Here is a 12,519-nt window from a genome sequence, read left to right as displayed (position 1 = left end):
GAGAATGGAGACCATGAGTTACACCATTGAAGACAACAAACTCCAACTCGCAGCCGGTCTCAAGGGCGGGGTGATCATGGACGTGGTCACCGCCGAGCAGGCCAAGATCGCCGCGGAGGCGGGGGCCGTGGCCGTCATGGCACTCGAGCGCGTGCCCGCCGACATCCGCGCCGAAGGCGGGGTGGCTCGCATGTCCGACCCCGACCTCATCGAAGGCATCATGAAAGCCGTGTCTATCCCCGTCATGGCCAAGGCGCGCATCGGCCACTTCGTCGAAGCGCAGGTGCTGCAGGTGCTCGGCATCGACTGGGTAGACGAATCCGAAGTGCTCTCACCCGCCGACTACGTCAACCACATCAACAAGCGCGAGTTCACCGTACCGTTCGTGTGCGGGGCCACCAACCTCGGCGAGGCGCTGCGCCGCATCAACGAAGGCGCCGCCATGATCCGCTCCAAGGGCGAGGCAGGCACCGGCGACGTCTCCGAAGCCACCAAGCACATCCGCCAGATCACCAAGGAAATCGGCGAGCTTAAGGGCCTGACCGAGGATGAGCTGTTTGTTGCCGCCAAGGACCTCGCCGCTCCCTACGACCTCGTGGCCCAGGTGGCCCGCGAGGGCAAGCTGCCCGTGCCGCTCTTCGTGGCCGGAGGCGTGGCCACCCCGGCAGATGCCGCCATGATGATGCAACTCGGCGCGGACGGAGTGTTCGTGGGCTCCGGCATCTTCAAGTCCGGCGACCCCAAGGCCCGCGCCGCCGCCATCGTCAAGGCCACCGCCTCCTTCGACGACCCGCAGGTGATCGCCGAGGTCTCCCGCGGGCTGGGCGAAGCCATGGTGGGGATCAACGTGGCCGACCTGCCGGCCCCGCACCGGCTGGCAGAGCGCGGTTGGTAGAAGCGCGCCCGCAGGCCGGCAAGACTGGCCCGGCCGCGCCAGTCAGCTGGTAGCCCGGCGGGGCGGCCGGCTATGCTTACGGTCGTGATCGAACCTTTTGGCGTCCGCCGCCGCACCCGCCCCGAGGTCCTGGCCCCGGCCGGCAACCTCGCCACCCTGAAAACCGCCTTCGACTTCGGCGCTGATGCGGTCTACTTCGGCGGCCAGGAATTTGGCATGCGGTCGGCCCCGAAAAACTTCACACTGGAGGATATCGCCGAGGCGGTCGCCTACGCCCATGAGCGCGGCGGGCGCGTGTTCGTCACCTGCAACATCCTGCCCACCTCCGCCGAGGTCACTTCCATGAACGAGTACATGGGCCAACTGGGGGAGATCGGGGTGGACGCCCTCATCGTCACTGACATCGGGGTGCTTATGGCCGCCCGCCAGGTGGCCCCGAACACGGAGATCCACGTCTCCACGCAGGCGGGGGTCACGAACTACCAGGCGGCGAACGCGCTGGCCCAACTGGGCGCCACCCGTGTGGTCTTGGCCCGCGAGCTCAGCCTTGCCGACATCCGTGAGCTCCGCGCTCACACCCCTCCCGAGCTGGAGATCGAGGCCTTCGTGCACGGCTCGATGTGCATGGCTTTCTCGGGCCGCTGCCTTATCTCCCAACACACCACCGGCCGTGACGCCAACCACGGCGATTGCGCCCAGTCCTGCCGCTACAAGTACCACGTGGTGGAGGAGCGCCGGCCGGGCCAGTTCATCCCTGTGGAGATCACAGACCAGGGCACGTTCCTGTTCAACTCCAACGATATGAACACGCTCACCCACATCGACGACATCCTCGACGCCGGAGTCACCTCCCTCAAGATCGAGGGCCGCGCGAAGAGCGCCTATTACGTGGCCGCCATGACCAACGCTTACAAGACGGCTGTGGGGGAGTACATGGTCCAGCGCGGTTTCGAGGACGCCGCCGGCGCAACCCTCGTCCCCTTCCACGACCAGGTCCACCTGCCCGCCGCCCCTCGCCCGGCCACCCCCGTCACCTTCCCGACCTGGCTACACGACGAGCCGTTCAAGGTCACCCACCGTGCCTACTCCACCGGCTTCTACTACCCGGAAAACCCCGCGGGCGAGGAGATCCACAGGGGCGGCTACATTAACGAGTGGCTGCTCGCGGGAATCGTCACGGGCTACGACCCCGCAACCTCCCGCCTCCGCCTGCACGCGAAGAACAAGCTGGCCCCGGGCAAGGAGATGGAGATCCTCTTCCCGGGCTCGGCCCCCGTGGCGATGGCCGTCCCTGCCGACGGCCTCCAGGACGCCGACGGCAACCCCGTTGCCGAGATCAACTTCCCCGCGCGCGAATTCTCGATGCCCTGTCCGGTACCCGTGCCCGTGGGCGCGATGGTCCGGGTTCGGGCCCGCCTCCACCACGCCGGCTAAGAGCCGCACGGCCGGGCGCGAGCTGGGCGGCGGCGTCGTCGGAAACCACACGGAAACGCTACCTGAACGTACGCAGATGGCTTCGCGAACGGAATCCCGCCAATCCGTCCCGGGACCGTCCGGCCACATCCGGATCATCCCCACGGGCAAAGGCCTGTTCGGGCGCGAAAAGCAGGTGGGGTACGAGGCGGCCCGCAAGGGCGAGAAGAAAACCGAAACGGAAGACATCCGCGTCAACGAGACATTCAACGTCTATTGCACCGACGAGCTCTCGGCTCGCACGCTCCTCAACCTTTACGTGCTCCGCGCGCTCGTGGGCTACGAGGAGCAGTGCCCGGTCACGGTCACGTTGTGGACCGGGTTGCCCCGGTGGGGTGGCGGACGTAGGTTTTTTGTATGTCCCCTGCTTCCCCGTCCGCGTTCGCGTTGGCCCTGAAAGATGCCCTGCCGGTCGGTTTGGGCTACGTCCCGCTCGGGATGGGCATGGGGATGACGCTGACGGGCGCGGGCCTCGAGTGGTGGTGGGCGCCGATCTTCGCGGTGTTTATCTACTCGGGGTCGATGCAGTACCTGGTGGTCCCAATGATCGTGACCCGTGAGCCGATCGCTGCCGTTGCGCTTGCCACGTTGTTCATCCAGTTCCGGCACGCCTTCTACGGGATCAGCTTCCCACTCCACCTGGTGCGGCATCTACTGGCCAAGCTCTATTCGATACACGCGCTCACCGACGAGGTCTACGCCGTGGTCGCCTCCAAACCCTGGGAAGAGCTGACGGGGGAGCGCGTGGTGTGGATCCAGGTCTTCGCTCATTCCACGTGGATATTTGGGTGTACGCTCGGGGCGCTCGTGGGCCTGGCCGTCCCCATAGACTCGCGGATCCTCAACTTCGTCCTCACCTCCCTGTTCGTGGTGCTCATGCTTGAGTCCTACCTGGCCAACCGCAAGCGGGTGGACTTCGCGCTCGTCGCCGTCATCGGCGTGGGGGCGCTGTTCCTGCCGTCTTCTGTGTACCTGTTGGCCGCGCTGGTCCTGTTCACAGTGGCGCTGCTCATTGCCTCGCGTGTCGAGTCGGTGGTCGGGGAGCCTGTCGGCGCGCTGGGCAGGGCAGTGAGCCGGCCGGGCCGGGAGCGCCGCACCGAGCACAGCCGGGAGCGAAGGGACTCCATGCCATGAACTACATTATTGCGATCATCGCTGTCACCACGGCCATCACATTCTCTCTGCGAGCCGCGCCCTTTGTGTTCCTGTCCAAGGTCCGCGACTCCGAGACCCTCGCCTACCTCGGCGCCGCCATGCCCGCGGGCGTGATGCTGATCCTCGTCATCTTCACCCTCCAGGACGTCACCTTTGCCAGCGCCGATTCCTGGATGCCTCCGGCCGCCGGGGTGCTCACCACGCTCGGCGTGCACTTGGCTTTCCGCAAGGTCCTGGCCTCGCTGCTGGCGGGTACGGGGATGTTCGCGTTGGTCCTCGCGCTGGTTAGCTAGCCTCGGCGGGACCGCCAACCCAAATTATCGGCACCCACTCGGGCTCGCGCACCCTGTCTTGGCGCTGTGCCGACAGAAGTCGTGAATATACCGGTTGCCGATTTCTATAGGGGCCTGGTCGCCTTCAGATTCACGAGTTGTGCCGGGGGCCGACTAGAGCCGGTCTTTGGGGCTGGTCAGTCAGCCGTCAGCTCCTCGATCGCGCGTTCGAGCATCGTGGGCCCGGACATCGTCAGCACCGACTCGGGGTGAAACTGGAAGCCGAGTGCCTTGCCGTCCCGGCTGCGCGCGGCCATGACCACGTCACCGATCTGCGTGGGAGTGGTGGCAAGCGCCTCCATCTGCTCGGGCACGTCGGTGCAGCCGAGCGAGTGGTAGCGCGCCACGGGCACGGAGCGTCCGGGCTGGTCGGGGAGCGTGTCGGTGGCGAGGCCGGCGAAGATAGGGCTGGCCAGGCCAGCCTCGGTCAGGGTCATGGGAATCGCGCGGCCATGCTCGGGTCCACACGCGCGCACCACCCCGCCCCAATGCTCGAGCAGGGCCTGAAAACCCAGGCATACGCCCAGGATCGGGATCTGACCCACCACCGTGTCGATGAGTTCCATCATCACGCCCGCCTCGCGCGGGTGGCCCGGCCCGGGCGAGAGGCAGATCATCTCCGGGCCCAGGTCGGTGATGGCGGACACCGGCGTCGTATTGCGCACCACCACGCACTCCCGGCCCGTGCCGGCGAACGCGTCCAGCAGGTTGTAGACGAAGGAATCTTGGTTATCGAGCAGGACGATCATCGCTCCACCTCCAGTTTCTTACCCTGAGCTCGGGCGATGGCTTCCAGGACGGCCCGGGCCTTGTGCAGGGTCTCATCCGCCTCGGACTGCGGGTTCGAATCGCGCACCACGCCCGCGCCCGCCTGCACGGCCGCCACGCCGCCGGCCACGAACGCCGAGCGAATCACGATGCACGTGTCCATCGACCCATCCCCGCGCAGGTACCCGATCGCACCCCCGTACGAGCCGCGCCGGCGCCCCTCGAGCAACCGCAGCAGCTCGGTTGCCTTGATCTTCGGCGCGCCGGTCAGCGTGCCCATGTTCATGCAGGCCCGGTAGGCGTCGAGTGCGTCCATGCCGTCGGCCAGACGTGCCGTCACCCGCGACACCAGGTGCATCACGTGCGAGTACCTGTCCACCTGCAGCAGCGCCGCCACCTGCCGGGTGCCGGGCGTGGCCACGCGCGCGAGGTCGTTGCGCGCCAGGTCCACCAGCATCGTGTGTTCGGCGAGCTCCTTGGCGTCCGTGCGCATGTCGAGCTCAGCGCGGATGTCCAGCTCGTGGCTGATCGCCCCGTCCGCCCCACGCCCGCGTGGCCGCGTGCCGGCGATCGGGTAGAGCTCGACCTCGCGGGTGGCCGCGTCAAACTTTAGGTTCGACTCCGGCGACGCCCCAAACAGCTCGAACGGCTTCCCATCGCGCCCCACCCCGCGCTGGAAGAACATGTACGGACTCGCGTTCGACTCCTTCAGCCTGGCGTACGCCGCCGCCGCTTCCGGGCACGCCAGCGTGAACGTTCGCGCCGGCACCGCCTGGTAGATGTCCCCGCGGACGATCGCCTCCTTCATCTGCGCCACGATCTCCCGGTATCCCGCGTCGCTGATGTCTGCTTTCGCTTTCACAACGCCGTTCGGGCCGGCCGCGTCCGCCGCCGGCGTTGCACCAGGGGAGGCTTGCGCTGCCGTGAGCGCCTCCTGCGCGTGCGTCAGGGCGGAGGCCAGATCGTCGACGTCGGAGCCGGTACCCGTGGCGTCAGCCTGGATGAGCTCGGCCGTGCGAGCCGTGTGGTCCACCACCAGCACCACCTCCCCGAGTACGAACTGGTAATCGGGGCAGGTGTTGGCCGACTCCGCCACGCCCGGCAGGTCCTCGAAGGTGGCCACGTAGTCGTAGGCGAAGGTGCCGCCTACCCATGGCTGCGCGTCGCCGAAGTCGAGGGCCAGCAGTCGGCGCAGGGGCTCCACGGTGGAGGGTGCGAGCAGGCGGGCCCGCTCGTCGACGTCGTGCGACACTTCGAAGATCGCCTGGTTGCCCTCCACGCGGCACAGGCCGGAAAGCCCGGCGAGAACGTCCTCGGCAATGATGCGCCCGGTGGCCGTGAGCGGCTCGAGCGTGACCGACTGGCCTTCGCAGGTGGCGCGCACCGACGCGCGTAGGATCGCGATGGAGGTCAGACCCTGGCGGGTCTCGATGTCCGCCGACTCCAGGAGCATGAGTGTGGAGGGGTCGTAGCCGGAGTCGCGCGCGTCCAGGTAGGGGATGAGCGCCGCTACGTCGTCGACGTAGGGCACCTGCCTGCGGTAAATCTTCATGTCTGCCCTTTCCGGCGAAGGCTACAAAAAAGGCTCGTAGCTTTCGCACGAGCCTTGGGGTCAACACTGGAAGGCTCGTCTAGAGCCACCACCACTGACCGTTGTTCATGGAAACAATTTAGCAGGCGGGGGAGAGGTGCTGCTCGCCGAGTCCGGATTGTAAGCTGAAAACAGTCCTACCCGTTGATGATGTCCAACGTCACCCCGCGGCGGAGCAGAATCCGTTTGCGCACCACCCATACGAGGCCCAGCACCACGAACCAGACCGGGGTGAGCAGGGTGGGCACGCGGGTGGCAGGGAAGTAGACGAGCACGCACGCGATGAACGCGATGAAGGCCAGTGCCAGCCACGGGGTGACGGCCGCAAAGTGGAGTTTGAACTCGGAGGCCTCGTGCGCGGCGCGGTGACGCCTGCGGTAGCGGATGTAGGAAACAAGGATGAGCGCCCAGATGAACAGGATGAGCGTGGTCGCCACCGCGGCGATGAGCTCGAAGCCTTTGAGCACGCTGCCGCCCACGAACAAGATCGGCAGGTAGATGAGGATCAGCAGGCCGATGAACAGCAGGGCCCGGCGCGGCACGCGATGTGAGGACAGCCGCCCGAACAGGCGCGGCGCCTGGTGCGACTTGGCTAGCCCGTACATCATGCGCGAGGAGGAGAAGATCCCCGAGTTCGCCGACGACGCCGCCGACGTCAGCACCACGAAGTTCATCACCGACGCCGCTGCCCCCAGCCCGACCATGGCGAACACGGAGACGAAGGGGGAGGTCTCGGGGTTGATGGCGTCCCATGGCGTGATCGCCATGATGACCGCCAGCGCGCCCACGTAGAACACCGCGATGCGCAACGGCACCTGGTTGATGGCGCGCGGGATCGTGCGCGTGGGGTCCTTGGTTTCGGCGGCAGTGGTGCCGATCAGCTCCGTACCGATGAACGAGTAAATCGCGATCGAGAACGCGCCCAGGAACCCGGAGGCGCCGGTGGGGAAGAAGCCCCCGTGGTCCCACAGGTGGGTGAACGACGCCGGCTCGCCCGTCGGCCCCGTAAAGCCGCTGGCCACCATCACCACGCCCACGGCGATGAGGGCCAGGATCGCAGCGATCTTGATGAGCGCGAACCAGAACTCGACCTCACCGAAGAGCTTGACCGTCAGCAGGTTGATGACCACGAGCAGCGCGAGCAGTCCGAGCGTCACGAACGCCGAGACGGTGATGTTCTTGATCCAAAAGTTGAAGTAGCCGGTCACCACGATCATGTCGCCGATCGCGATCACCACCCACAAAAACCAGTACGTCCACCCCGTCACGAATCCCGCCCACGGGCCGATGAGGTGATGGGCAAAATCCTGGAACGACTTGTAGTCAAGGTTGTGGATGAGGATTTCGCCCATCGCGCGCATGATAAGAAACAGCACCAGGCCCAAGATCATGTAAACCAGGATGATCGACGGGCCCGCCGAATGGATCGTCGACCCCGATCCCATGAACAGGCCCGTGCCAATCGCCCCTCCCAGTGCGATCAGCTGGATGTTGCGGTTCGACAACCCGCGATGGAGGGTCTCTTCCTGTTCATGATCCTCGACTGGCATACGTGTCCTTTCACTTCGCGCACGTCTATGCCGAATCTATGCCCATTTGCGCTCACGACGCCGCAACTCGGCCTGCCAGAAAGCTCACGTTTGGGCACAACCCGGCCAAAAGGAAGGTGGCGGCCGCGAGGGCCGCCACCTTCGAGGGACCTAAGCCTTAGAAGGCCGGGGTCACCTCACCGTTGGGGTAGGTCTCCTCGATGAACTTGGCAACCTCCGGGGAATGCAGCAGCTCGTCAAGCTTCTTGATCGCGTCAAGCTTGCCGGAGTCCGCCTTCCACGCCAGGATGTTGGCGTACGGGTTGTTCTCACCGGACTCCAGCGCGAGCGCGTCCTTCGCCGGAACCAGACCCGCCTCAAGGGCGAAGTTGCCGTTGATAATAGCCAGGTCGACGTCGGGAAGCTGTACGGGGATCGACGGCGCCTCAGACTCGCGGATCTGCAGGTTCTTCGGGTTGTCCTTGATGTCGTAGATCGTGGGGCTGTCCACGTCCTCCAGCGTAATGAGACCCTCGGTCTCGAGCAGCCACAGGCCGCGCGCCTGGTTCGACGGGTCGTTCGTCACCAGCACGACGCCACCCTCGGGCACGTCGTCAAGGTTGGTGACCGTCTCCGAGTAGATGCCGAAGGGCTCGATGTGAACGCCCTTGCCGTGGTCGAAGTCGTAGCCGCGATCCGCGATCTGGGCCTCGAGGTAGGGCAGGTGCTGGAAGAAGTTGGCATCCAGCTCGCCAGCATCCAGCGCTACGTTCGGCTGGACGTAATCCGTGTACTCCTTGATCTCCAGCTGCAGGCCCGCGTTCTCGGCCAGGTTGTCCGCCACGAACTGCAGGATCGGGGCGTGCGGTACCGGGGAAGCGCCAACCACAAGGGTGGTCAGGCCGTCGGCGGAGGCGGACGATGACGTCGTCGACTCCGAGCTGTTAGCAGAACCGTTGTCAGAAGAGCACGCCGTGAGGGCGAGGGCCGCGGAGGCCACGAGAGCAAAAATCTTACGCATGATGAATCCTTGTCTAATGGGTACGAAAGTGGAGGCTAAGACTGAAGCGAGGTCCCGGATGGCTGCGCCTTAGCGGTGGTCAACCATCCGGCTCAGCATGTCGCCGAGCCACTGGATCATCTGCACCATGAGCAGGATGACGACAACGACAATCACAATGACGTCGAAGTTGTAACGCTGGTAACCCTGGTTAATCGCGAGCGCGCCCAGGCCGCCGCCACCCACGGCGCCAGCCATCGCCGAGTAGCCCACAATCGTGATGACGAGGATCGTCACCGAATTTATGATTGAGGGCAGGGCCTCGCGCACCAGCACGTCCCACATGATGCGCACCGCAGGCGCGCCGGTCATCTGCGCGGCCTCCACCTTGCCCGGCTCGACTGCGAGTACGTTCGACTCGACCATGCGGGCGAAGTAGGGGATCGCGGATACCGCGAGCGCGATGGTGAACGCCAGCCAGCCGGTCGCCTTGAGGAACGGCAGGCCGATGCCGCGGATAAAGAAAAGGACGATGATCGCCAGGATGATGAACGGGATCGCGCGGCCCAGGTTGACCAAGGCGCCCACGATCTTGTTCGTGGTGGGCGCGGCGATGAGGCCGCCTTTGCGGGTCTCGGACAGGATCAGGCCGATCGGAATCCCGATCGCCACAGTGATGAGCGACGACAGGCCAACCATGTAGATCGTTTCCAGGACCGCCGGCCACAAGCCGCGCGCGATCGCCGGGTTGGAAAACCAGGAATCCGTGGCGAGGAAGATGTCGAAACTCATGCGCGCACCTCCGCGTGAATGCCGTCGGCTGCGAATGCCTGAAGAGCGTGGGAAACCTTCTGCGCCGGAATCGCCAGCGCGAGGCGGCCCACCTGCATCTCTCCCACCGACTCAAACAGGCCGGCCGCGATGTCGCCGCCGAGCTCGGCCACGCGAGCCATCACCTTCGAACCCGTGGGGATGCCGGGGCGGGACGTGAAGTAGATGTCGACCAGGGTGTCGTCGCGTAGGCACTCCGGCTCAACTTCGGGCAGCGGGATCAGCTTCTTGGCCAAGCGCGACTCGGGGTTCGCGAGCGCGTGGTCGATCGAACTCGATTCGACGATCCGGCCCGCGTCCAGGAGGGTTGCCGACGTGCAGATCTTACGCACCACGCCCATCTCATGCGTGATGACCAGGATCGTCACCCCGAGCTGCTCGCGCACGTTCTTCAGGAGGTCGAGGATCTGGTCGGTAGTCTCCATGTCGAGTGCCGAGGTGGGCTCGTCAGCCAAAACCACCGAGGGGCGGATCGCCAACGCGCGGGCGATGCCGACGCGCTGGCGCTGGCCACCCGACAGCTGCGCAGGATAGGACGCCCCGCGGTCCGCAAGGCCGACGAGGTTGAGTAGCTCAGCCACCCGCGCGTCACGTTCGGCCTTCGGGATGCCCGAGACCTTAAGCGGATATTCAATATTTTCGGCCGCCGTGCGGGCCTCTAGCAGGTTCGCGCCCTGGAAGACCATGCCGATGCGGCGACGCTCTGCGCGAAGCGGGCGGCCCGAGAGAGTGGTGAGGTCCTTACCGTCCACGAGAATGGCGCCGGAGGTGGGCTTTTCCAGGGCCGTGAGACAGCGGATGAGCGTGGACTTGCCCGCGCCCGATTCGCCTACGATGCCGTGGATTTCGCCGTCCATGATGGTGAGCGAGAGGTCGTCGAGTGCCACAACGGACTCAGCTCCCTTGCGGGGGTACACCTTGGTGACCCCTTGCAGCTCAATCATGGTTCTCCTTCTTCGCCACCGGTCCAAACGCTGCCGAGGTGGCGACCTGTCCGGTGATTACAGTGAACAGTAAACACGTCGATCCTTGGCGCTGCAAAAGGATCTCACCCTTCGGGTGAAGTGTAGGCAAGGTCACGGGCCGGCCTGGCAAACACACGGGGTGCCCGGGACCTCACGTCCCGGGCACCCCGTGCTGTATCAGCCGAACCTTACAGCCCCGGACGCTTCCCCAACGTGACGGACACGGTCTGGGAGCCGGCAAAGAAGTCGTTGCCCTTGTCGTCAACCACGATGAAGGCGGGGAAGTCCTCCACCTCGATCTTCCACACGGCCTCCATGCCCAGCTCCGGGTACTCGAGGAGTTCGACGTGCTTGATGCAGTCCTCGGCCAGCTGGGCGGCGGGGCCGCCGATCGAGCCGAGGTAGAAGCCGCCGTACGTCTTGCACGCGTCGGTCACCTGCTGGGATCGGTTGCCCTTGGCCAGCATGATCATTGACCCGCCCTCGGCCTGGAACGGGCCCACGTACGAGTCCATGCGTCCCGCCGTGGTGGGGCCAAAGGAGCCGGACGGCTTGCCCTCCGGGGTCTTCGCCGGGCCGGCGTAGTACACGGGGTGATCCTTCATGTACTGCGGCATACCCTCGCCCTTGTTCTGGCGCTCTTGGATCTTGGCGTGGGCGATGTCGCGTGCCACGATGATCGTGCCGGTGAGCGACAGGCGGGTCTTGACCGGGTACTTGGTCAGCTCGGCGAGCACGTCCTTCATCGGCTGGTTGAGGTCGATGCGCACCACCTCGTCGCCTGCGGTGTGCCCGATCTCCGCGTCCGTCTCAGCCGGGTAGAACTGGCCCGGGTTGAATTCGAGCTGTTCGATGAATACGCCTTCGGGCGTGATCTTGCCCTTCGCCTGACGGTCCGCAGAGCAGGACACCGCGATCGCCACCGGCAGGGAGGCTCCGTGGCGGGGGAGGCGGACCACGCGCACGTCGTGGCAGAAGTACTTGCCGCCGAACTGAGCGCCGATCCCGATCTTGCGGGTCATCTCGAGGACCTGCTCCTCCATGTCGAGGTCGCGGAAGCCGTAGCCCTCTTCGCCGCCGTGGGTGGGTAGCTCGTCGAGGTACTTGGCCGAGGCGTACTTCGCGGTCTTGAGCGCGTACTCCGCCGACGTTCCGCCGATCACGATCGCCAGGTGGTATGGCGGGCAGGCGGCCGTGCCGAGCGAGCGGATCTTGCCCTCGAGGAATGGCATCATCGAGTCGGGGTTCAGGATCGCCTTCGTCTCCTGGTACAGGTAGGACTTGTTCGCCGATCCGCCGCCCTTCGACATGAACAGGAAGTGGTATTCGTTTTCGTGCCCGGGTTCGGTGTCCGCGTACAGTTCGATCTGCGCGGGCAGGTTGGTGCCGGTGTTCCTCTCTTCGTACATGGTCAACGGCGCGTTTTGTGAGTAGCGCAGGTTGTACTTGCCGTACGTGTTTTGTACGCCGCGCGAAAGCGCCCGCTCGTCGACGCCGGGGGTCAGCACCCGCTGGCCGCGCTCGCCCTTGATGATGGCCGTGCCGGTGTCCTGGCACATGGGAAGCACGCCGTCGGCCGCAATGAGCGCGTTGCGCAGGAGGGTCTTGGCCACGAAGCGGTCATTCGGGGAGGCCTCCGGGTCTTCCAAGATCTTCTCCACCTGCTTGAGGTGGGCGGTGCGCAGGTAGAAGTTGATGTCGTGGAACGCGGTCTCAGCCAGCAGCTCCAGCGCCGACTCGTCCACCTTGAGGAACGTCATCCCATCGGGGCCCTCCACGGTCTCCACGCCTTCGGTGGTGACCAGGCGGTATTCCGTCTTATCCGGCCCGACGGGCAGCATGTCCCTGTACTTGATATCGTCCATGAAAGTTTCTCTCTACTAGGCGTAAAACCCCTCGCTTAAGAGGATAGGAGCTGCCTCCGACATTCCGCGGGCATAATGGCCTAATGCAACACGACACTCACGAAATTGACGTCCA

At 65.4% G+C, this 12,519-nt stretch carries 12 protein-coding genes; 5 read left to right on the top strand and 7 right to left on the bottom strand.

What is annotated here, in order from left to right; genetic code table 11:
* Nucleotides 1–13 precede the first annotated feature (13 nt).
* The 5 genes from pdxS to QPC17_RS05390 all read left to right on the top strand — a co-directional run bounded on the left by pdxS (nt 14) and on the right by QPC17_RS05390 (nt 3,816).
* Complete coding sequence (pdxS, locus tag QPC17_RS05410; RefSeq protein ID WP_062613854.1) at nt 14–895, top strand: pyridoxal 5'-phosphate synthase lyase subunit PdxS; 882 nt, start codon at nt 14–16, stop codon at nt 893–895.
* Nucleotides 896–979: 84 nt separating this feature from the next.
* Nucleotides 980–2,329, top strand: coding sequence for a peptidase U32 family protein (locus tag QPC17_RS05405; protein WP_236698678.1), 1,350 nt, complete (start codon nt 980–982; stop codon nt 2,327–2,329).
* 76 nt (nt 2,330–2,405) lie between these two features.
* Complete coding sequence (locus QPC17_RS05400) at nt 2,406–2,765, top strand: DUF3137 domain-containing protein (protein WP_068538954.1); 360 nt, start codon at nt 2,406–2,408, stop codon at nt 2,763–2,765.
* Nucleotides 2,726–3,502, top strand: coding sequence for an AzlC family ABC transporter permease (locus QPC17_RS05395; protein WP_285347070.1), 777 nt, complete (start codon nt 2,726–2,728; stop codon nt 3,500–3,502). Before QPC17_RS05400 ends, QPC17_RS05395 begins: the two co-directional genes overlap by 40 nt.
* Entirely contained in the window at nt 3,499–3,816 is a 318-nt protein-coding gene (locus QPC17_RS05390; protein WP_068538956.1) for a branched-chain amino acid transporter permease, read from the top strand. Before QPC17_RS05395 ends, QPC17_RS05390 begins: the two co-directional genes overlap by 4 nt.
* A 176-nt stretch (nt 3,817–3,992) precedes the next feature.
* Here QPC17_RS05390 and QPC17_RS05385 read toward each other — a convergent pair whose 3' ends face one another.
* From QPC17_RS05385 to QPC17_RS05355, 7 genes are all read right to left on the bottom strand, one after another.
* On the bottom strand, nt 3,993–4,604 hold the full coding sequence (locus QPC17_RS05385) for a glutamine amidotransferase-related protein (protein WP_068538957.1): 612 nt from the start codon (nt 4,602–4,604) through the stop codon (nt 3,993–3,995).
* Entirely contained in the window at nt 4,601–6,175 is a 1,575-nt protein-coding gene (locus tag QPC17_RS05380) for an anthranilate synthase component 1 (protein ID WP_285347069.1), read from the bottom strand. Before QPC17_RS05380 ends, QPC17_RS05385 begins: the two co-directional genes overlap by 4 nt.
* A 176-nt stretch (nt 6,176–6,351) precedes the next feature.
* Nucleotides 6,352–7,764, bottom strand: coding sequence for an amino acid permease (locus QPC17_RS05375; protein ID WP_062613766.1), 1,413 nt, complete (start codon nt 7,762–7,764; stop codon nt 6,352–6,354).
* A gap of 157 nt (nt 7,765–7,921) precedes the next feature.
* Nucleotides 7,922–8,764: a MetQ/NlpA family ABC transporter substrate-binding protein gene (locus tag QPC17_RS05370; RefSeq protein WP_062613767.1), complete on the bottom strand. Its 843-nt coding sequence runs from the start codon at nt 8,762–8,764 to the stop codon at nt 7,922–7,924.
* Nucleotides 8,765–8,833: 69 nt separating this feature from the next.
* Nucleotides 8,834–9,535 (bottom strand): methionine ABC transporter permease, encoded by a 702-nt coding sequence (locus QPC17_RS05365; RefSeq protein ID WP_062613768.1) that lies wholly within the window; start codon nt 9,533–9,535, stop codon nt 8,834–8,836.
* Nucleotides 9,532–10,518, bottom strand: a complete 987-nt coding sequence (locus tag QPC17_RS05360) for a methionine ABC transporter ATP-binding protein (protein ID WP_068538960.1) — start codon at nt 10,516–10,518, stop codon at nt 9,532–9,534. Before QPC17_RS05360 ends, QPC17_RS05365 begins: the two co-directional genes overlap by 4 nt.
* Nucleotides 10,519–10,727: 209 nt before the next feature.
* On the bottom strand, nt 10,728–12,404 hold the full coding sequence (locus tag QPC17_RS05355; protein ID WP_062613770.1) for a fumarate hydratase: 1,677 nt from the start codon (nt 12,402–12,404) through the stop codon (nt 10,728–10,730).
* Nucleotides 12,405–12,519 lie beyond the last annotated feature (115 nt).

The sequence above is a fragment of the Trueperella bernardiae genome, assembly GCF_030246965.1.
Taxonomy (GTDB): domain Bacteria; phylum Actinomycetota; class Actinomycetes; order Actinomycetales; family Actinomycetaceae; genus Trueperella; species Trueperella bernardiae.
The sequence above is the reverse complement of the archived record's forward strand: the minus strand, read 5'-3'. Positions and strand labels throughout refer to the sequence as shown.

Bases quoted from the DNA above. Each gene is read 5' to 3' on its own strand.
- pdxS (WP_062613854.1), top strand. From the start codon at position 14: ATGAGTTACACCATTGAAGACAACAAACTCCAACTCGCAGCCGGTCTC.
- QPC17_RS05400 (WP_068538954.1), top strand. From the start codon at position 2,406: ATGGCTTCGCGAACGGAATCCCGCCAATCCGTCCCGGGACCGTCCGGC.
- QPC17_RS05395 (WP_285347070.1), top strand. From the start codon at position 2,726: ATGTCCCCTGCTTCCCCGTCCGCGTTCGCGTTGGCCCTGAAAGATGCC.
- QPC17_RS05390 (WP_068538956.1), top strand. From the start codon at position 3,499: ATGAACTACATTATTGCGATCATCGCTGTCACCACGGCCATCACATTC.
- QPC17_RS05385 (WP_068538957.1), bottom strand. From the start codon at position 4,604: ATGATCGTCCTGCTCGATAACCAAGATTCCTTCGTCTACAACCTGCTG.
- QPC17_RS05380 (WP_285347069.1), bottom strand. From the start codon at position 6,175: ATGAAGATTTACCGCAGGCAGGTGCCCTACGTCGACGACGTAGCGGCG.
- QPC17_RS05375 (WP_062613766.1), bottom strand. From the start codon at position 7,764: ATGCCAGTCGAGGATCATGAACAGGAAGAGACCCTCCATCGCGGGTTG.
- QPC17_RS05370 (WP_062613767.1), bottom strand. From the start codon at position 8,764: ATGCGTAAGATTTTTGCTCTCGTGGCCTCCGCGGCCCTCGCCCTCACG.
- QPC17_RS05365 (WP_062613768.1), bottom strand. From the start codon at position 9,535: ATGAGTTTCGACATCTTCCTCGCCACGGATTCCTGGTTTTCCAACCCG.
- QPC17_RS05360 (WP_068538960.1), bottom strand. From the start codon at position 10,518: ATGATTGAGCTGCAAGGGGTCACCAAGGTGTACCCCCGCAAGGGAGCT.
- QPC17_RS05355 (WP_062613770.1), bottom strand. From the start codon at position 12,404: ATGGACGATATCAAGTACAGGGACATGCTGCCCGTCGGGCCGGATAAG.